General features: G+C 66.9%; 18 protein-coding genes. 9 read left to right on the forward strand and 9 right to left on the reverse strand.

Annotation, left to right across the window (positions count from 1 at the left end; all coding sequences use genetic code 11):
• Together lon and MRB58_RS22195 are read left to right on the forward strand one after the other, a co-directional pair.
• Nucleotides 1–2,442, forward strand: a complete 2,442-nt coding sequence (lon, locus tag MRB58_RS22190) for an endopeptidase La (RefSeq protein ID WP_244779279.1) — start codon at nt 1–3, stop codon at nt 2,440–2,442.
• A gap of 518 nt (nt 2,443–2,960) precedes the next feature.
• Nucleotides 2,961–3,236: an HU family DNA-binding protein gene (locus MRB58_RS22195; protein ID WP_244779280.1), complete on the forward strand. Its 276-nt coding sequence runs from the start codon at nt 2,961–2,963 to the stop codon at nt 3,234–3,236.
• 120 nt (nt 3,237–3,356) lie between these two features.
• Here MRB58_RS22195 and MRB58_RS22200 read toward each other — a convergent pair whose 3' ends face one another.
• On the reverse strand, nt 3,357–4,517 hold the full coding sequence (locus tag MRB58_RS22200; protein WP_244779281.1) for an AI-2E family transporter: 1,161 nt from the start codon (nt 4,515–4,517) through the stop codon (nt 3,357–3,359).
• Between the two features lie 132 nt (nt 4,518–4,649).
• Here MRB58_RS22200 and MRB58_RS22205 point away from each other — a divergent pair, with 132 nt between their 5' ends.
• The 4 genes from MRB58_RS22205 to MRB58_RS22220 all read left to right on the forward strand — a co-directional run bounded on the left by MRB58_RS22205 (nt 4,650) and on the right by MRB58_RS22220 (nt 8,724).
• Nucleotides 4,650–5,678: a YihY/virulence factor BrkB family protein gene (locus tag MRB58_RS22205; protein WP_244779283.1), complete on the forward strand. Its 1,029-nt coding sequence runs from the start codon at nt 4,650–4,652 to the stop codon at nt 5,676–5,678.
• 178 nt (nt 5,679–5,856) lie between these two features.
• Nucleotides 5,857–6,054 carry a CsbD family protein gene (locus tag MRB58_RS22210; protein WP_244779285.1) on the forward strand — a complete coding sequence of 66 codons (198 nt, stop codon included), beginning with the start codon at nt 5,857–5,859 and terminating at the stop codon, nt 6,052–6,054.
• Nucleotides 6,055–6,162: 108 nt separating this feature from the next.
• Nucleotides 6,163–7,992 (forward strand): PAS domain-containing protein, encoded by a 1,830-nt coding sequence (locus tag MRB58_RS22215; RefSeq protein ID WP_244779286.1) that lies wholly within the window; start codon nt 6,163–6,165, stop codon nt 7,990–7,992.
• Nucleotides 7,993–8,241: 249 nt separating this feature from the next.
• A complete protein-coding gene (locus MRB58_RS22220) occupies nt 8,242–8,724 on the forward strand; it encodes a pyridoxamine 5'-phosphate oxidase family protein (protein WP_256461692.1) in 483 nt (160 codons plus the stop codon).
• 213 nt (nt 8,725–8,937) lie between these two features.
• Here the strand turns inward: MRB58_RS22220 and MRB58_RS22225 are convergent, their stop codons facing one another.
• Both MRB58_RS22225 and MRB58_RS22230 read right to left on the reverse strand, forming a co-directional pair.
• On the reverse strand, nt 8,938–9,474 hold the full coding sequence (locus MRB58_RS22225; protein ID WP_244779288.1) for a sigma-70 family RNA polymerase sigma factor: 537 nt from the start codon (nt 9,472–9,474) through the stop codon (nt 8,938–8,940).
• Nucleotides 9,471–9,659, reverse strand: coding sequence for a NepR family anti-sigma factor (locus MRB58_RS22230; RefSeq protein ID WP_244779289.1), 189 nt, complete (start codon nt 9,657–9,659; stop codon nt 9,471–9,473). The genes MRB58_RS22225 and MRB58_RS22230 overlap by 4 nt, the downstream gene beginning before the upstream one ends.
• Nucleotides 9,660–9,963: 304 nt before the next feature.
• On the opposite strand from MRB58_RS22230, the gene MRB58_RS22235 reads away from it, so the two are divergent.
• Nucleotides 9,964–10,779 (forward strand): response regulator, encoded by an 816-nt coding sequence (locus MRB58_RS22235; protein WP_244779290.1) that lies wholly within the window; start codon nt 9,964–9,966, stop codon nt 10,777–10,779.
• A 63-nt stretch (nt 10,780–10,842) separates the two neighbouring features.
• Here the strand turns inward: MRB58_RS22235 and MRB58_RS22240 are convergent, their stop codons facing one another.
• Nucleotides 10,843–12,204 carry a deoxyribodipyrimidine photo-lyase gene (locus tag MRB58_RS22240; protein ID WP_244779291.1) on the reverse strand — a complete coding sequence of 454 codons (1,362 nt, stop codon included), beginning with the start codon at nt 12,202–12,204 and terminating at the stop codon, nt 10,843–10,845.
• A 269-nt stretch (nt 12,205–12,473) separates the two neighbouring features.
• Here MRB58_RS22240 and MRB58_RS22245 point away from each other — a divergent pair, with 269 nt between their 5' ends.
• Nucleotides 12,474–12,989, forward strand: a complete 516-nt coding sequence (locus MRB58_RS22245) for a hypothetical protein (protein ID WP_244779292.1) — start codon at nt 12,474–12,476, stop codon at nt 12,987–12,989.
• 343 nt (nt 12,990–13,332) lie between these two features.
• Here MRB58_RS22245 and MRB58_RS22250 read toward each other — a convergent pair whose 3' ends face one another.
• On the reverse strand, nt 13,333–13,971 hold the full coding sequence (locus MRB58_RS22250; protein ID WP_244782080.1) for an aspartate/glutamate racemase family protein: 639 nt from the start codon (nt 13,969–13,971) through the stop codon (nt 13,333–13,335).
• Between the two features lie 143 nt (nt 13,972–14,114).
• Between MRB58_RS22250 and hydA the strand changes: the two genes are divergently transcribed.
• On the forward strand, nt 14,115–15,578 hold the full coding sequence (hydA, locus tag MRB58_RS22255) for a dihydropyrimidinase (RefSeq protein WP_244779294.1): 1,464 nt from the start codon (nt 14,115–14,117) through the stop codon (nt 15,576–15,578).
• Nucleotides 15,579–15,607: 29 nt separating this feature from the next.
• Here hydA and MRB58_RS22260 read toward each other — a convergent pair whose 3' ends face one another.
• Genes MRB58_RS22260 through MRB58_RS22275 form a run of 4 tightly spaced genes read right to left on the reverse strand, consistent with a single transcriptional unit; the run spans nt 15,608 to nt 19,062 of the window.
• Nucleotides 15,608–16,705, reverse strand: a complete 1,098-nt coding sequence (locus MRB58_RS22260; RefSeq protein ID WP_244779296.1) for a mandelate racemase/muconate lactonizing enzyme family protein — start codon at nt 16,703–16,705, stop codon at nt 15,608–15,610.
• 52 nt (nt 16,706–16,757) lie between these two features.
• The gene (locus tag MRB58_RS22265) at nt 16,758–17,285 is read right to left on the reverse strand and encodes a 2,4'-dihydroxyacetophenone dioxygenase family protein (RefSeq protein ID WP_244779298.1); all 528 of its coding nucleotides are present in this window, start codon (nt 17,283–17,285) and stop codon (nt 16,758–16,760) included.
• A gap of 10 nt (nt 17,286–17,295) precedes the next feature.
• On the reverse strand, nt 17,296–18,000 hold the full coding sequence (locus MRB58_RS22270; protein ID WP_244779300.1) for an SDR family NAD(P)-dependent oxidoreductase: 705 nt from the start codon (nt 17,998–18,000) through the stop codon (nt 17,296–17,298).
• A 54-nt stretch (nt 18,001–18,054) separates the two neighbouring features.
• Nucleotides 18,055–19,062, reverse strand: coding sequence for a DctP family TRAP transporter solute-binding subunit (locus tag MRB58_RS22275; RefSeq protein ID WP_244779301.1), 1,008 nt, complete (start codon nt 19,060–19,062; stop codon nt 18,055–18,057).
• Between the last annotated feature and the right edge of the window lie 14 nt (nt 19,063–19,076).

Genomic DNA, 19,076 nt, shown 5'->3' on the forward strand with positions numbered 1-19,076 from the left:
ATGGCAAAGTCGGACGACAATCGCGACACCGGGCCGAACGGGGCCTCGGGCACTTACCCGGTTCTGCCGCTGCGGGACATCGTGGTGTTCCCGCACATGGTCGTGCCGCTCTTCGTGGGTCGCGAGAAGTCCATCCGCGCGCTTGAGGAAGTCATGCGTGCGGACAATCAGATCCTGCTGGTGACCCAGCGCGAGGCGGGGGACGACGATCCCAAGCCCGAGCGCCTGTTCACGATCGGCACGCTGGCGACCGTGCTGCAGCTCCTCAAGCTCCCGGACGGGACCGTGAAGGTCCTGGTCGAAGGCACTGCGCGCGCCGAGATCGAGACGTTCACCGACCGCGCCGACTTCTTCGAGGCCGAGGCCGCCGAGGTCGCAGAGCCCACCTACGACGAGACCGAGGCGCAGGCCCTGTCGCGCTCCGTGGTTTCGGAGTTCGAGAACTACGTCAAGCTCAACAAGAAGATCTCGCCCGAGGTCATCTCCGCGGTCGGCCAGATCGAGGACCACGCTAAGCTCGCCGACACGGTCGCCTCGCACCTGGTCGTGAAGATCCCGGTCAAGCAGGAGATCCTGGGGACCGCGTCCGTCATCGAGCGCTTCGAGAAGGTGCTCGGGATCATGAACGGCGAGATCTCGGTCCTGCAGGTCGAGAAGCGGATCCGCAGCCGCGTCAAGCGCCAGATGGAGAAGACGCAGCGCGAGTACTATCTCAACGAGCAGATGCGCGCGATCCAGAAGGAGCTGGGTGACGGCGAGGACGGCAAGGACGAGCTGGCCGAGCTGGAAGAGCGCATCAAGGCCACCAAGCTCTCGAAGGAAGCACGGGAGAAGGCGGACGCCGAGCTGAAGAAGCTGCGGCAGATGTCGCCGATGTCGGCCGAGGCGACGGTGGTGCGCAACTACCTCGACTGGCTGCTGTCGATCCCCTGGAAGAAGCCCTCCAAGGTCAAGAACGACCTCGACAACGCGCAGCAGATCCTCGACGTCGACCACCATGGCCTGGAGAAGGTCAAGGAGCGGATCATCGAGTACCTGGCCGTGCAGGCACGCGCCAACAAGCTGAAGGGGCCGATTTTGTGCCTCGTCGGCCCGCCGGGCGTGGGCAAGACGTCGCTCGCCAAGTCCATCGCCAAGGCGACCGGACGCGAGTTCGTGCGCATCTCGCTGGGCGGCGTGCGGGACGAGGCCGAGATCCGCGGACACCGCCGGACCTACATCGGCTCGCTGCCGGGCAAGATCATCCAGTCGATGAAGAAGGCCAAGAAATCCAATCCGCTCTTCCTGCTCGACGAGATCGACAAGATGGGCATGGACTTCCGCGGCGATCCCTCGTCGGCCCTCCTCGAGGTGCTGGATCCGGAGCAGAACGCCAACTTCATGGACCACTATCTGGAGGTCGAGTACGACCTCTCGTCGGTGATGTTCGTGACGACGGCCAACACGCTGAACATCCCCGGCCCCTTGATGGACCGGATGGAGGTGATACGCATCGCCGGCTACACCGAGGACGAGAAAGTGGAGATCGCGCGTCGCCACCTGATCTCCAAGTCGGTGTCCGACCATGGCCTGAAGGCGGGTGAATTTGCCATCGACGACGAGGCGCTGCGCCACCTGATCCGCCGCTACACGCGCGAATCGGGCGTGCGCAACCTGGAGCGCGAGATCGCCACCCTGGCCCGTAAGGCGGTGAAGGAGATCCTCACCTCCAAGGGCGAGACGAAGTCGATCGAGGTCGACGTCGACAAGGTGGAGGCCTATCTCGGCCCGCCGCGGCACCGCTACGGCCAGGCCGAGCTGGAGGACCAGGTCGGCGTCGCGACGGGTCTCGCCTGGACCGAGGTCGGCGGCGAACTGCTCACGATCGAGGGTCTCATGATGCCCGGCAAGGGCAAGATGACCGTGACCGGCAACCTTCGTGACGTCATGAAGGAGTCGATCTCGGCCGCGGCCAGCTACGTGCGCAGCCGCGCGCTCGACGTCGGCGTCGCCCCGCCGATGTTCGACCGGCGCGACATCCACGTCCACGTGCCGGAGGGTGCGACGCCGAAGGACGGCCCGTCCGCCGGTATCGCCATGGCCACCGCGGTGGTCTCGGTGCTGACCGGCATCCCGATTCGTCGCAACGTGGCGATGACGGGGGAGATCACGCTGCGTGGCCGGGTGCTGCCGATCGGCGGTCTGAAGGAGAAGCTGCTGGCGGCTCTGCGCGGCGGTATCACCACCGTTCTGATCCCGGAAGAGAACGCCAAGGACCTGGCGGACATTCCGGACAACGTGAAGAACGCGCTGGAGATCGTGCCGGTGTCGCGGGTAGACGAGGTGCTGCAGCGTGCCCTGGTGCGAATGCCCGAGCCCATCGAGTGGACCGAGCCGGAGTACGCCGACGATCCCCGCAAGGGGACGGCGGAGGACGACGAGGCCACCTTTCGCGCCCACTGAGGCCGTCGCGAAGCGGGGCGGCTGAGCCCCACGGCTGATCGAAACGGAAAGAGGCGGGGGAAACCCCGCCTCTTTTGCGTTTTTCGGCTCGATTCGGCCCGCGCGCTTGGCCTATGGCCGTGCGACGGACCGACGCGGATCCGCCCGCCACGGGGGCCGCGACGGGGCTGAAGGAACAGCGAAAGACAAACCGGGGAATGCCATGAATTCACCGGTGAAAGACCTTGAAAGTGCCGCAATGTTGTTTTGGATGCTGCCTGGCCGTTTCGGCGAATCGCCAGCGAATCTGCGCGGCTCGATTCGGCCGCGCCCCGGTGCGGTCGCATTTCGAGTCGGGATTTCTTGAAAAATGTTGCGCTTGGAGGACCGGCTCGCGTCCTCGGGCATCACTTTTGGCATTTTCGTAAGGTTTGAAGCTCAAATTCCCAGGGAAACAGGGGCCTTTTCATCGGAATCGTCTAGTCGTATGGGGACGATGATGACAGGGTGACCCGGTCATCCGCAAAAGGAGAGACGGAATGAAGAAAGCCGAACTCGCCGCCGAGGTGGCGGAGCAAGCCGGCATCGACGCCAAGGCCGCCGCCAAGGCCGTCGACGCCACGTTCAACGCCATCATCGGTGCGATGAAATCTGGCGATGAAGTCCGCATCACCAACTTCGGTGTGTTCAGCGTGACGGACCGCCCCGAGTCGCAGGGTCGCAACCCTCAGACGAAGGAGCCCATCACGATCAAGGCGGCGAAGGTCCCGAAATTCAAGCCGGGCAAGCCGCTGAAGGACGCCCTCAACGCGTAACGCTGCGACCTGAGAAGGTCGTGGCCGGACCGACCGGATCCTCGACGGGATCCGGCGGTCCAGCGCCGCGGGGGGCGCCCCGGTTGCGGCGCCACCTTTGCGGAGCGGTGATCTCCCGCCTCAAGGCAGGCGCGGGATCTCCATCTCCGGTTTCGCGTCTTCCTCTTCGGCGAGGTTCGTCGCACCCGACAGGAACGTGCCGAAGAGCTGCATCTCGGGGATATTGTCGCTCATCACCTTCACGATGATGAGGATGGGAACGGCCAGGATCACGCCCGCCACCCCCCAGATGAACCCCCACAAGGCGATCGACAACAAGATGGCGACCGGGTTCAACTCCAGCCGCTGTCCAAGGACGCTCGGCGTGATGAAATGGCCCTCGATGGTGGTGATCGCGAAGTAGGCGAGCCCCGGTGCGATGGCCCAGATCGGATCCTGATAGGTCAGGAGCCCGATGAGGACGCCCGACCCGGTGCCCACGAGCGAGCCCACGAACGGCAGATAGTTCAGCAGGAACGCCGCCAGCCCCCACAGTGCCGGACTCGGCATCCCCAGCAGGAACATCACGCAGGCGATCGACAGACCGAAGCCGGCGTTGATGACAGTGATCGTCAACAGGTATTTCGATACCGTGGTGACGATGTTGTTCACCACCATCAGAGAGCGCTTCTTGTCCGACAGCTTGGGCGAGGCGTGGACGATCTTCTCGTAGATCAGCCGGTTGGTGACCAGCAGGAAGTAGGTGAGGGCGATGGCGACCACGAGGGTCGAGGCGATGTTGCCGATGTTGGAGGCGGCGCGGTTGAGCAGCCCCGGCTGGCGCATCACCACCTCGCGCACCATCGGGTCCGACGTCGCCTTGGTGATCTCCTCGACCTCCTTGCTCGCCTCGGTGATCGTGGCGACCGGTTCGCGCAGCTGTGCGAGCCGCGCCTTCAGCTCGCGGCCGATGGACGGCGCGTCGTTGATGTAGCTGGCGATCGGCTGGGCGAGCGTCAGGGCGGCGATCGCGAGTGCCAACGTCACCGCCGAGACGAGGATGAAGGCAGACAGACCCGGCCAGATGCGCCGCTGTAGCCACAGGTTGATCGGCGTCAGCGTCAACGAGATGACGAAGGCCAGAACCACCGGCAGGATCAGGCTTTCGGCATAGTCGAAGGCGGCCAGGACGGCGAGAGTTGCAAGAATGACGAGCGGGGCCTTCACGCCCGATCCCACATGGACCGGGATTTTGGCGATGAACTGATCCTCGGCGGCGGGGGTTTGGTCGTCTGCGGACAAGCGTGCGGCTCCTTCCGTACGGGCGCGGGGTCGGTTAGGTCTACGCGGCACGCGTCGACCCTGAGCAACAACGCGTCGACCTGGAGCAACGTTCGTCTCAACCTGACGTGTTCGGCAAAAAAAGGACCCGGCGTGGATGCTTCCTCGCGACTGACCTCTCTCAATCAGGAGCCCGGGCGGCGCAAATCCGTTCCGCCGAGTAAGCTGCCTTATCATGAGCGGCTGCGGGGGCGAGCGGCGCACAACCCGTTCCAGATCGGTTGGCGGGGCTGGTGCGACATCCTGGTGCGGGTGGTCGAGCGTGTCTCGATCGACAACCTGGGGCTCATCACCGCCGGGGTGACCTTCTACGTGTTCCTGGCGCTGATCCCGGCGATGATCGCGGTGGTCACCTTCTACGGCATCACCACCTCCTCGCTCACGCTGGAGACGCACGTCTCCTTCCTGCACGGCTACCTGCCCGACCAGGCGATCGAATGGATCGCGCACGAGATCGGCCGCGTGTCGAAGGCGCAGGAGAACGGGTTGACGCTGACCTTTCTGCTCAGCCTGGGCATCTCTCTCTGGTCGATGAACAACGCGGTGATCGCGCTCTTCGGTGCCATGAACATCGCCTACGGGGAGGTGGAGAAGCGCGGCACCATTACCCTCTACCTCAAGGCTTTCGGGGTGACGCTGGCGGCGCTCCTCGTCGGCATCTTGATGATCGGCGCGATCGTCGTGGTGCCGCTGGTGTTCGGCGGCGACGACGGCGGGCTCGACTATGGCGGCCGGCGGGTCACGGCGCCGGCGCTCTTCGTCATGGTGTCGATCGCCGCGGCGACGATCTTCCGGCTGGGGCCGAGCCGGCGCGCGGCGCGCTGGCGGTGGATCTCGGTGGGAGCGGTGACGGTGTCGCTGGGCTGGCTCGCCGCGTCCACCTTGCTCTCGTGGTACCTGTCCAACATCGCCGACTATGCGGCGATGTACGGGTCTCTCGGAACCGTGATCGCGCTGATGTTCTGGTTCTACATCTCCATCTACATCCTACTGCTGGGGGCGGAGCTGGCCGCGGAGGTGGAGCACCAGACGATGGTGGACACCACCGTCGGCCCGGACCAGCCGGTCGGTCGCCGGGGCGCCTACGTGGCGGACACGGTCGGACGTGCCTCGCGGGTGTGACCGTCGACGGTCAGCCGCCGCACAGCATTTTGCCGGAAAATGAGAGGGTTTCGGGGCGCGGAGAGCCGGTCTGCGGCCTGCGGCGGGCCGCCGTGACGACGCAGCATAGGATTCGATGCAACATTTACCGAGGTTGCCCGTTTTCTGACCACGACCATCAACGTCAGAGGAGCCAGTCATGAATTGGGACCAGATCCAGGGTCAGTGGAAACAGCTCGCCGGTCGCGCCCAGACCGAGTGGGGCGAACTCACCAACGACGATGTCGACCAGGTGGCCGGCGATCGGCTGCGGCTGGAAGGGAAAATTCAGGAACGCTACGGCAAAAACAAGGAAGAAGCGCGCGAGGCAGTCGACGCGTGGATCGCCCGGCTCTAGATGGGATTATAACCAGATTAAGACTTTCGCGGGCTCCGGCCCGCGGATGCCGGCTCTAGGGAATCCGGGTGAGGCGCCGCCACGCCCGGATGAATGGGATCATGGTGCATGAACGGGTCGGCTGACGCCGCCACTACCATTGCAATCGCCCAGCTCGGCACCATCGCCGCGCTGACGATCTTTGCAATCGTAGGCCGCGGACCGACCGCGCGCCTGATCTCGGCGTTCGCCGCGTGCGTGCTCTTCCTGTCGAGCGATCTGGTGTGGCATCTGGTCGGCTGGGGCGAGACCGTTCCCGTCGCGCTGCCGGCGACGATGGGGGTCACGGACTTCGCGGCGGTGGCGAGCGGCACGCAATTCGCCGTGGCGCTGGCGACCGCTGCGGCCGCCGGCGGCGGGCTCGTCCTGGCGCTGGTCTATGCCGGGCGCCGCTTCGCCGGCTTCCGGGCCGAGCGACGCGCCGAGAAGAACCCCGGCCAGACGCCGCATGCCGCCGAGGCTCGCAACAAACGCCTCATGGGCATCCTCCAGCGCGAGCACGAGAAGCTGCGTTCCGTGCGCGAGATGCACCGCTATCTCGAGCTGGCCACGCGCAACTCGCAGATCACCGTCCTCTTCCAGGACCTCGATCTGCGCTACCAATGGGTCATCAACCCGCGCCCATTCCTCATCCCGGAAGACATCGTCGGCAAGTCCGACGAGGAGATCCTGCCCGAGCAGGTGCGCGCGCTCGTCGTCGGCCATAAGACGCGCGCGCTGCAGACCGGCACCACGCAGACATTCGAGATCGAGATTCCCGGCAACGACGAGCGGGCCTGGTTCCGCATGGACGTCGTGCCGATCTCCAACGAAGACAACCGCCTGACCGGCCTCGTGTGCACCGCGATCGACATCTCCCGCTCCAAACGGCTGGACATGATGCGCACGGACCTGTCGCGCCGTCTGGCGGAGACGCTGCAACGCTTCAACCTGGCGCTGCGGTCCGAGAAGATCATGGTGTTCAGCCAGGACACGGAGCTGCGCTACACCTGGGCCAACTCCGACGAGACGCAGATCGGCTCGATCATCGGCCGGACCGACGACGAGGTGATCCCGGAGCCCGATCGCGGGCAGATCATGGGCCTGAAGCGCCGGGTGATCGAGACCAAGCGGCCGCTGTCCGGCGAAATCGGCATCGGCGAGGCAGGGGAGCGGCGCTGGTACGACCTCCACATCGAGCCGAACCTGAAGCCGGACGGAACGGTGCTGGGCATCACCTGCGCCTCGATCGACATCACCCACCGCAAGCGCAACGAGGAGCAGATGCGCCTCGTGATGCGCGAGCTGACGCACCGCACCAAGAACCTCCTCACCGTGGTGATCGCCATCGCGCGGCAGACGTCGACCCAGTCGGCCACGGTGGAGGCGTTCGTGCCGGCGCTGATCGCACGGCTGCGGGCGCTGTCGGCGGCGCAGGACCTCATCGTCGCGGATGAGTGGGCCGGCGTCGACATCGGCGATCTCGTGCGCGTCCTGGTGGCGCAGTTCATCCCGCCGCAATCCTCGCGCGTGGCGATCGGCGGACCGCCGGTGATCCTGTCGCCGGAAGCGTCGCAGAACCTCGGTTTGGCGATCCATGAGCTTGCCGCCAATGCGGTGCAATATGGTGCGTTCGCCAATGCCAACGGCACGCTGGACGTCGCATGGTCGGTCGAGACCGTCGACGAGACGGAGGTGCTCTCGTTCACCTGGACGGAGACCGGCGGTCCGGCCGTCAGCGAGCCGACACGGCGCGGCTTCGGCATGACGGTCATCGAGCGCAACCTGGCCCGCGCCCTGCGGGCCGACGTCGACCTCGCCTTCACGCCCGACGGCCTCATCGCCAAGATGACGCTGCCGCTGGAGGGGATCGTCCCCTTCGCCAGCCCCGACCGCGCGCTCCTCGCGCAGGCGTCCTGACGCGGCCGCCCATTAGCCTGAAGGCAACGCCGGCGACGGACGCGGACCGCCGTGCGCGCGGGGGCGAAAACTCCAAACCGGCATTTGATTTATCGCCGATTTAGGCGACGGGTTTGTCGGGGCAAAGTGGTCGCGCGGGGCCAACAATGTGGAACGGGGCGGGCTCTGTTGGATTGGTGTTGACACAGAGCGCGCGGTGCCGCCCCGGCTGGGGCGTGCGACGCTCCCGCTCGAATGTTGGAGCACCTCATGTCAAAGGATGATGTTGAACACGTCTGGCGCGAAATCGGCCGTATCGAGACCTGCATGATGGCGACCCATGACGGCTCGGCCCTGCGGGCGCGGCCGATGGTCGGTTCCGCCGATCGTGCCTCGGGGACCATCTGGTTCGTCACCAACCGGTCCGACAAGAAGGACGACGAGCTGCGGCGCGATCCGCGGGTGTGCCTCTCCTACGCCGATCCGTCGACGAACACGTTCGTCTCGGTCTCCGGCGAAGCGACGCTGTCGACCGACCGGCGCACGATCGAGGACCATTGGAACCCCGCGTTCGACGCGTGGTTCGAAGGGGGCTCGGCCGATCCGGAGGCGTTGCTGATCGCGGTGCGGCCGCACACGGCAGAGTTCTGGGACAACGCGAGCGAGGAATTGATGGCCGCGCTCGACCTTCTCACCGCCACGGCCAAGCCGCCGGAGCCGGCCCTGGGCGACCACTGCAAGGTGAAGATGTAGCCCGGTACGAAATCGCGGCCGGTCGAGCGAGGCGAGGGGCCTCGTCCACCGACCGCGCGACCGTTGCCATACCGAAGCTGCGATGCCGTAGCTGGGACGCCCGACCTGAATTGCCGTAGCAGGGACTGGGAGAGCCGGGGTTCGCCCGGCATCGTCGTGCGCGTTCCCGCCATGCGCGGCCCGGCAGGGTGCCGGCCCGGGCGCGCGGCGGGTTTAGAACTTGCGCGCGTCGACGACCGAGCGGCTGTAGTGGTCGGGCCCATAGTCGGCCCCGGACTGCAGCGCCAGAAGCTCGGCGAGACGGGTGCGGGCACGGTTCACACGGCTCTTCACCGTGCCGACGGCGCAGCCGCAGATCTCGGCCGCCTCGTCGTAGGAGAAGCCGGAGGCACCCACCAGGATCAACGCTTCGCGCTGGTCCGCGGCCAGTTTCCCCAGCGCCTCACGGAAGTCCACCATGTCGAGATGGCCGATCTGCTCGGGATGGGTCGACAGGTTGGCGGCCATCTTGCCGTCCGCGTCTTCCACCTCGCGCCGCTTCTTGCGGAAGTCGGAATAGTAGACGTTGCGCAAGATGGTGAAGAGCCAGGCGCGCATGTTGGTGCCGGCCTCGAACATGTCGATCGAGGCCCAGGCCTTCATCAACGCTTCCTGCACCAGATCGTCGGCCCGCTCGGCGTTGCCGCAGAGGCTGACCGCAAAGGCGCGGAGGTTGGGGATCTGACGAATGAGCTCTTCCTTGACGCTCATTGCGGCTTCGAACCCTCGCCGTTGCCGGCGGTGGCGGCCTTGTGCTCACCGTCGTCGACGCCGGAGGGGCTGTCCCCGCCGACCTCGTCGAGCTTCAGCAACAGCTCGACCAGCTTGTCGGGGATGGGCTCGACCAACACGGAATCGTACAAACTTCGCAACTGTTTTCCAATCAGCGACTGCATGGCTTCGTCCTGGGGGGTGCCCGGCCTATCGTCTTCAGTCATTGCACACCGTCGGGCATTCCTTCACAATTCATCATCCATCCTTGGGTTCCATACCGCGTCGCTGTCTCCTGGCTAGTGCGCGCTGGAACATTCGATTGCGACGGACGTTAGAACGACTACCTTGTCGGAACGGTTTGGCCCGTCGTTCGTTCCATAGGTTCTGGGTCGCAAATCGCCTCCGGCGCCATGGTGCGTGATTGGGTCGTGCACGCAAGGCGTTCGGACGACGCGGGCCAGGGTTCGAACTCGTCAAGGAATGGTCATGTCGCTTGCCAAGAAAATCGCGCCGCATATCCCTTATATGCGGCGCTTCGCTCGTTCGCTCACGGGCAGCCAACCCAGTGGGGACGCCTATGTCCAGGCCGCCCTCGAGGCACTCGTCGAAGATCCTTCCATGTTCGATGAGACCATCCCGGCGCGGGTGGCGCTCTATCGCATCCTGATCTCGATCTGGGATTCGATCGACCTCAACCACGAGACCACCGCCCGCACCGCCGTCTTCGAGAAGCGCCTCGACGCGATGGTCCCACGCGCGCGGCAGGCCTTCCTGTTGACCACGGTGGAGGGCTTCTCGCTGCAGGAAGCCGCCGCGATCCTCGATACCGACATGAACGGCGTGCGCATCCTGATCGACGAGGCGGGCCAGTCCATCGCCGAGCAGGTGGCCACGAGCGTCCTCATCATCGAAGACGAGCCGATGATCGCGATGGACCTCGAGGCGCTGGTCGAGGGGCTGGGCCACGAGGTCGCCGGCATCGCCCGCACCCATACCGAAGCGGTGGAGGCCGTGCGCGCCCGCCGTCCCGGCCTGGTCCTGGCCGACATCCAGCTCGCCGACGGCTCCTCCGGCCTCGACGCGGTGAACGAGATCCTCGAGTCGATGACGGTGCCGGTGATCTTCATCACCGCCTACCCGGAGCGGCTTCTGACGGGCGAGCGGCCGGAGCCGGCCTTCCTCATCACCAAGCCGTTCGAGACCGACACGGTGAAGGCGGTGGTTAGCCAGGCGCTCTTCTTCCAGTCCGGCGAGAGCGAGGCGGAAGAGGACAGCGCCGGCGTTCAGCCCTCCGCGGTCTGATCTCGCGGCCCCGCCGTACGGGGCCGGCGACGTGTTCGACGACCTTTGGAGGCGCCCGCGCCTCTAAAGGCGCTCGGTCCAGGCGACATAGGCGTCGATGTCGAACTTCCGCTTCAGGCCGCTCGCGGTCATCGTGCGGACCTTGCCGAAGACGTCCCGCTCGGGCCAACCACGGTCGTGCAGGCCGAACAGCCAGCCGATGTTGGCGTACGAGTTGGCGTCCCGACCATCCAGGAAATATTTGTTGTTGAGGGCGAGCGCCGTCTCGTAGGCGGTGCGCGGCGTGTTCGTCATCGCGATCAGCCGTTTGCCCCAGTACATCCGCATGTGGTTGTGCAGGTAGCCGGTGAGCCGCATCTCGCGCATCGCAGCGTTCCAATATGGATCGTGCGTCTTGCCGGCCTCGAGGTCCTTGCGCGTGTAGGTGTGCTCGCGCGGATCGCCTTTGTGCGCCTCGAGGGTCTCCCGCGCCCAGGCCGGCATCGCGGCGAAGGAATCGTAGTTCCGTTCGTGATGCACGAAATTGACGGCGAGCTCACGCCGGACGAGCATTTCCTCCACGTAGGAGGCGCGGCTGTCGTCCTTGGCCTCGGCGTCGTTCACGGCGTGGTAGATTTCCAGCGGCGAGATTTGACCGAAGTGCAGATAGGGGCTCATCACGGAAACGTGACGTTGCACCATGTCGGCGCGGCCGTCGTCATAGTTGGGAAGATCGTCCTTCAAGAACGATGCGAGGCGCGATCGGGCGGCCTTCGAGCCGCCTTCGATGTCGCCCACGGGGGCGACCGAGGCGTCGCAACCGAGGGCTTGCGCGAACGCGGCGGGATCGTCCAGCGCCTGATCCGCCTTCGATCCGAGGCCCGCCGCCTTGCACTTTAATGCCATGGCTTGTGGACGGTCGAGAAAAGCGGGGAGGGCGCGGTGGACACGCGGCCGGAAGGTACGCGCGGCAGTTTCCTGCCGGTTCGACGCCTCCTCCACGGGAACGATGACGTCGCCCTCCACCATCTCGACGAGGCAGCGGGCCTCGTCGGCGAGTTGCGCCCGCCAGGCCACCAGATGCCGCAGATATCCTCGGTCCGTGACGACGACGGCGGCCTCGCAGCTCACCTGGACGGCGATCTCCGCTGGCTTGCCGAGGCGCAGCGAGAAGGCTGCGCCGCGCCGTTCGACGGCCGCCATCGTTTCCTTCAGCCCCTGGAGCATGAAGGTATAGTGCCGCAGGTTGGCGTCCGGATAATCGGGGTCGACGACGAACAGGACCAGCAGCGGCAACTTGCAGGTGTTGGCCCAGTATGCTGCGCGTTCCAGCGCCGGATTGCCGTCCGCCCGCTGACTATGCTGCATCCAGTACAGGATAAATTTCGTGTCGCTCCGGGGCGAACGGCTGTTCAGCGCGCGCGTACGGCGGGCGTGCTGATCCATGGCGAGCCTTGCCTGACGCTTGCGTCGCGAATCATTCGGGGGTATATGGAGAACATCACCCCGATGGGAACCGAATTTGTCGTTTAACGTTGGTGTGGTGTCGGTGGGAAGTTAAATTTTCCACAAAAAGTGAACGAGAATGTTTGCAGTTCGGTCTTGTGGCAGTGGTGCAACATAACCAACTGTGGACAACCAGGCGCTGCATAGCGCCATACGCAATAAGCCGCTTGGAGCGGCAAGGGCAAACCGGCCCTGGAAGGAGAGCTCGGATGTCAGTGCTCGGTCGTACCGCTATCGTCGCGTTGGTCTTCACTGGTTCCGTTGCAGCGGCAGCCTACGCAGCCAATCATGAAGACTTCTATAACGGGGTCACGTCGACCGTCGGCAAACTCAGCCGCAACGTCGAAATGGCGAGCGGGATGATGTCCGGTGACGCGCATCTCGCCAACCCGTCCGAAACCCGTGACGGCAAGCGCAACCAGGAGCGGATCGAGTCCTCCTCCGTGGTGACGCACGTGGAAGTCGTCGGCGGTGGCCCGCGCCAGCGCATCGTCCTTCTCGACCCCAACGGCGAGGAAGTGTTCACCCACGATCCGGAGGCGAACACCACCATCATCGCCAAGGACGTCGTGATCCCGTCGATCACCGTGCGCGACAGCAAGGACGACATCGCCGAGCTGCGCGTCGTGACGGCCGCCCCGGCGATCCAAGCCCCGGCCGAGCTGCGCCAGGCGCTGGCCGAGAACGCGGCGCGCCCGGATCTCTTCTACCGCGACGATCTCTGACCCGGCGCGCCACGAGGCGCCCGGCGACCCGTCGCATCGGACCAGACCGCCACGCCCCCCGCGCGGCGGTCTTTTCGCGTCGGCCCCACCGCCGTCATCCGTCCGGTTCGGCGCCCCGCTTCGCACCTGCGGCGCAGCGGTCGCCGCAACCGGCCCATACGCCGTGGACCGACTAGACCTCCAAGGCCTCGGCAAGCCCGGTCCGGCGGCACCTCGTCACCGGACACACCCCGATCCGTCCCCCCCCCCCCCGAACGCCACTGACCCTTCGCCGGGCCGACCGCTCCGCGCGCTGCCGCCTTCTTGCGCGCCCCGTGACGTCCGGATCCACGGCCAATGCGCGCTATGGCGCCAGCGCGACGGCGCCGAGGGCCATCGCGACGGCCGACTGAGTGGGATCGATCACCGGGATTCCGAGCCGCTCCTCCAGCCGCGCGCGGTGCGCCGCCATCCCGGCACAGCCCATGACGATGGTATTGGCCCCATCCGTATCGCGCAGCGCGGTGCCGACCTCCGTCATGCGCTCCAACGTCGAGGCGCCCGAGGCCGTCTCCGCCACGCTGAGCCCCAGCGCCCGCTCGCCGGCGAGGCGGTCCATCAACCCCATCTGCCGCAGGTACCGGAGGTGGCGGGGGATCGAGCGGTCCTTGATCGCCAGCACCCCGAACCGCTCGCCGCGCGACAGAGCCGTCAGCACCCCGCATTCGGCGATGCCGAACACCGGCCGGGCGGTCGCCTCGCGGCAAACATGGAGGCCGGGGTCGGAATAGCAGGCGATGACGAAGGCGTCCGTGTCGTTCGTCTCACGCATCAGCCGCGCCAGGGGGAGGGTGACGGCCTCCACATCCGCCTGCGTTTCCACGCCGAACGGGCCCTCGGCCAGCGTCATGCATGCGATCTGCGGCCCCTCGGCGAAGCGCAGCGGCTCCAGCGCCGCGTCGATCCCGCGCGTCACCTCGTCGTTGGAGTTGGGGTTCACCACGAGAATGCGTTGTCTGGCCCCGGCCACCTGATATCCTCCGTCCACGCCGCGGCACGCAGCCTGCAGCACCCGTTGCGGGCACACCCCGCCCGCTTCCCATCGACGCTTTAGAGCGCCTGCAAGCCAGAGTCCTGTCAGCTTTCATGCCAACATTCGATCTCATCGTTCGCGGCGGCTCCGTCGCCACCGCCGTCGACGTCATGCGCGCGGACATCGCCATCGCCGACGGCAAGGTGGCCGCCATCGGCCACGACCTCGGCGACGCACGCGCCGTGGTGGACGCCGGCGGCCGCCTCGTCACGCCCGGCGGGGTCGACAGCCACTGTCATATCGAGCAGCTCTCGGCGATGGGGGTCACCAACGCCGACACGTTCGAGACCGCGACGGCCTCCGCCGCGCTCGGCGGCACCACGACGGTCATCCCGTTCGCGTGCCAGCACAAGGGCGACGATCTGTCCGCGATCGTGCGCGACTACCACGCGCTCGCCGGTCGCGGCGCCATCGTCGACTATGCCCTTCACCTCATCGTCACCGACCCGACGCCCGCGACGCTGACCGAGCAGCTCCCCGCGCTGGTGAAGGCCGGCCACGGCTCCATCAAGATCTTCATGACTTACGACGCCATGAAGGTGGACGACGAACAGGTGCTCGACATCCTGCTCGTCGCCCGTCAGCTCGGCGCCATGGTGTGCGCCCATGCCGAAAATCACGGCATGATCAAGTGGATGGTGCAGCGCCTGCTCGATCGCGGCTATACCGCGCCGAAATACCACGCCGTCAGTCATCCGCGCGGGTCCGAGGCGGAGGCGTTCAACCGCCTCATCGCCATGTCCGAGCTGATCGACCAGCCGATCATGATCTTCCACGTGTCGACCGCCGAAGGCGCCGCGACGATCCACGCCGCCCGCGGCCGTGGGGTGAAGGTCTTCGCCGAGACGTGTCCGCAGTACCTCTTTCTCACCGCCGAGGACCTCGACAAGCCGGGGATGGAGGGGGCGAAATGGTGCTGCAGTCCACCGCCGCGCGCCGCGTCCGACATCGAGGCACTTTGGCAGGCGCTGGCCCGCGGCGACCTGCAGACGGTCACCTCCGACCACGCCCCGTTCTCCTATGACGAGAAGGGCAAGTTCGCGAACGGCCCCAACCCGACCTTCAAGCAGATCCCCAACGGGATGCCCGGCCTGCAGGCGCGCATGCCGCTGATGTTCGACGCGATCGTCTCGCAAGGCCGCATGGACGTCACGGATTTCGTGCGCATCACCGCCACGGCCCCGGCGCAGCTCTACAACCTCGCCGACCGCAAGGGCTCCATCGCCATCAGCAAGGACGCCGACCTCGTCGTCTGGGATACCGAGCGCGAGGTCACGCTGACCGACGATCTGATGGCGGACGCCACCGGCTACACCCCCTATGTCGGCCGCACGGTGAAGGGCTGGCCGGAGACGGTGGTGCGGCGCGGCGAGGTGATCGTCGCGGACGGGGCGCTGACGGGCCGGGCCGGCAGCGGCGAATTCCTGCCTCGCGGCGGCGGGAAGGCGGCCGAGCCGACCGGCAGGACCGCCGCCGAGTTCGACCCGGCCCGCAACTTCGGCGCGGTCCTCCTGTAGGCGCGGCGGCCGGGCACCGCCGGGGCCGGCTACCGGGCGAGCGGTTCCAGCTTGCGCCAGTCGAAGCGCACGCCGCAGCCCGGCTCGTCGGGCGCGACGGCGCGGCCGTCCTCCAACACCAGCGGGCGGTGGGTGTAGCGGTCGATGTGAAAGCTGTGCACCTCCAGCCAGCCGGCGTTCGCCTGCGCCGGCACGAGGCTGACGTTGAGTTCCTGCATGCCGTGGCTGCAGACCGGGACGCCCGCGGCCGCCGCCATGCGGGCGACGCGCAGGAAGCCGGTGACGCCGCCGCAGTTGCCGGAATCGGGCTGCAGGAAGGCGAGGCGCGAGTGCTCCAGCGCCAGGCGGAACTCCTGCAGGGTGTGGAGATTCTCGCCCGCCGCCAGCGGCACCGTCGTGCGCTGAGCGAGGACGCCGTGGCCGGCGAAATCGTCCGGCGCCAGCGGCTCCTCCAGCCACACGAGGTCGAAGGGTTCGAACGCCTTCGCCGCCGCGCTCGCGCGGTCGAGGTCGTAGCCGTAGTTGGCGTCGACCATCAGCCGGGTGGCACCGCCGATCCGCTCGCGCACCGCGGTGAGCCGGGCGACGTCCTCGGCGACATCGGGCTTGCCGACCTTGATCTTGACCGCGGTGAACCCGCGATCGAGGTGGTCGCCGACGCTCTCGACCAGTTTGGGGAGGGGGAAATTGAGGTCGACGCCGCCCCGGTAGGTGAGGGGCTTGCGCCCCGCGCCGCCGGCCATCTGCCACAGCGGCTGGCCGGTCGCCCTACCGCGGATGTCCCACAGCGCGATGTCGATGGCGGAGATGGCGAACGAGGCGAGCCCGCCGCGGCCGACATAATGCAGCCCCGCCTGCATCATGTCCCACAGGCCGTCGATGTCGTCGGCGTCGTGGCCGGCGACCATCGGGGCGAGGTCATGGTCGATCAGCGCCTTGATGGCGTGTCCCCCGGCACCGATCGTGTAGGTATAGCCGGTCCCCTCCAGCCCGTCCTCGCGGACCACGGTGACGGTGATCAGCTCGAAATCGACCTGGACACCGTGCTTGGCGTCCTGCAGCGGCTCGTCGAGCGGGATACGGAAGACGCGCGCCGTCATGGCGCGGATGGAGGTGGGCGCGGACATCGGGGTCACCTGGACGAGGGAAGGGGGCGCGGGCCGCCGGGGCCCGCGCGGTTCAGCGGATGAACTGGTCGACGTAGTCTTCGCCGAGGCCGACTTCCGTGTAGTGCTTGCGGCACATCTCGATCTTGGTGAAGACGTCCTCGTAACCCATCGTGTTGCCGAAGGGGTCGACGTAGAGCATCACGCCGTTGACCTGGAAGTAGGTGATCATCTCCTCGACGTCGTCGGGCACGACCAGGGTGTGGGTCTCGCCCGGCGGCTCGAAGACGTAGCCGCCCTCGCGCGCCACCCAGTCGTGCTCGAGGTAGTACCAGCTCCCCTTGAGCACCCAGCCGTGCACCGGCTGCGGGTGGCGGTGGCGCGACAGGACGCCGGATTTGCGCACCCGCAGGAGGTTCATCCAGTAGCCCTGCGAGCGGTTGAGGCACAGCGGGCGGAACGAGACGTTCTCGGCCTGCGGCACCCAGATGCGCTCGTCCTCGGCCGCCGCGTCGGGGATGACGATCTCGGTCTGCGCGTCCTTGGGGAACGGCAGCTGATAGGGAACGCGCTTGTCTTTCTCTTCGGTCTGAACGGGCATCGCCGCCTCCTCACATCGCAGAATAACCGCCGTCGACAGGATAGACGCATCCCGTCACGAACGAAGCCTCGCCGGACAGGAGCCAGGCGGCGAGCGCGCCGACTTCGGCGGGCTTGCCCCAGCGACCCATCGGCGTTCGGCCGACGATGGGGTCGTTGCGGACGGGATCGGCCCGCAGCGCCGTCGTCATCTCGGTCTCGATCCAGCCGGGCGCGACGGCGTTGACGCGCACGCCGTCCGCCGCCCAGCGCCCGGCGAGCGCCTTGGTGAGCTGCGCCACGCCGCCCTTGGAGGCGGAGTAGGCCGGCACCAACGGCCCGCCGAAATAGCTCAGCATCGAGGCCGTGTTGACGATCGCCCCGCCCGATCTGGCCAGCAGCGGATGGGCCGCGACGCAGGTTCGCATGGTGCCGGTCAGGTTGATGTCGATGACGGTCTCGAACGTGTCGATCTCGTATTCCTTGCCGCGCGCCAGGATGCCGGCGCAGTTCACCAGCCCGTCCACCCGGTCGAGGCCGGCGAAGAAGCCGTTGACGGCGGCGGTGTCGCGCACGTCGAGGATGGCGGTGGCGGCCTCCGGCTCGGCGGCGGCGTAGGCGTCGACCTCCTCGCGGCTGACGCCGGTGGCGGTGATCGCCCAGCCTTTCGCCTTGAGGGCGGCGGCGATGCCGGCGCCGATGCCGCGGGTTCCACCGATAATGACGGCGCTCTTCATGTCTCGTGCCTTCTCACTCTGGGCCGGCCCGGCGTCACCGGGCCGGCGAGGTCGTCACTGGGCGCGGTAGGCTTCGACCGCGGCCTCGAGCTGGGCGGGCCACTCCTCGCCGATCTCGCCGACGACCCACTCGCGCACCGCCGGCTGCGCCGCCTCGCGGAACATCTGCTTCTGCTCCGGGCTCACCGGCACCACCTCCATGCCGAGATCGGACAGGATCTTGGTGGCGTTGGCGTCCTGCGCCGCGGTCATGCCGCGGTGGATCGTCTTGGCGATCTCGACACACTGGTTGACCGCCTTCTTCTCCGCGTCGGTCAGGCCCTCGTAGAAGGCGTCGTTCATCAGGTAGGCGTGCCAGGAGAAGACGTGCCCGTCGAGGGAGACGTACTTCTGGTGCTGGTAGAGGGAGGCGTCGACGATGTTGGTCACGCCGTTCTCCTGCCCGTCAACCACGCCCTGGCTGAGGGCGCCCGGAAGCTCCGGCCAGGCGACCGGCGTCGCCGAGGCGCCGAGGCTCTCGACGAGCTTGACCCACACCGGCGCGGTCATGACGCGCATCTTCAGCCCCTCCATGTCGGACGGCTGGGCGACGGGGCGCACGTTGTTGGTGAAGTTGCGCACGCCGTTGTCGGCGACGCCGAACATGCGGATGCCGGTCTGGGCGAGCATGTCCTCCGCGAGCGCGTCGCCGAACTCACCGTCCATCACCGCCCACGCCATCGCCTGATCGTCGAAGGTGTAGGGGATCGCGAGCACCGCGAAGGGCTTGTACATCGCCGAGATCGGCCCGTCGTGGACGACGGCCATCTGCACGGTGCCGAGTTCCAGACCTTCCATGATCTCCGGCCCGCCGCCGAGCTGCGAGGCGGGGAAGATCTGCACGTCGATCGAGCCGGAGGTCTTGCCTTCGACGCAGCTTTCGAAGGCAAGGGCGGCGGCGTGCTTCGGGGCGCTGAGGTCGGCCGACTGGAAGTGCGCGTACTTCAGGTCCTTGGCCGAGGCGGCGCCGGCGGTGAGCGCGAGAGCGGCTGTCGCGGCCAGCAGCTTGGATGCGGTTTTCATAAGTCCTCCCATAC

Origin of the sequence: Acuticoccus sp. I52.16.1, assembly GCF_022865125.1 — a bacterium.
Taxonomy (GTDB): domain Bacteria; phylum Pseudomonadota; class Alphaproteobacteria; order Rhizobiales; family Amorphaceae; genus Acuticoccus.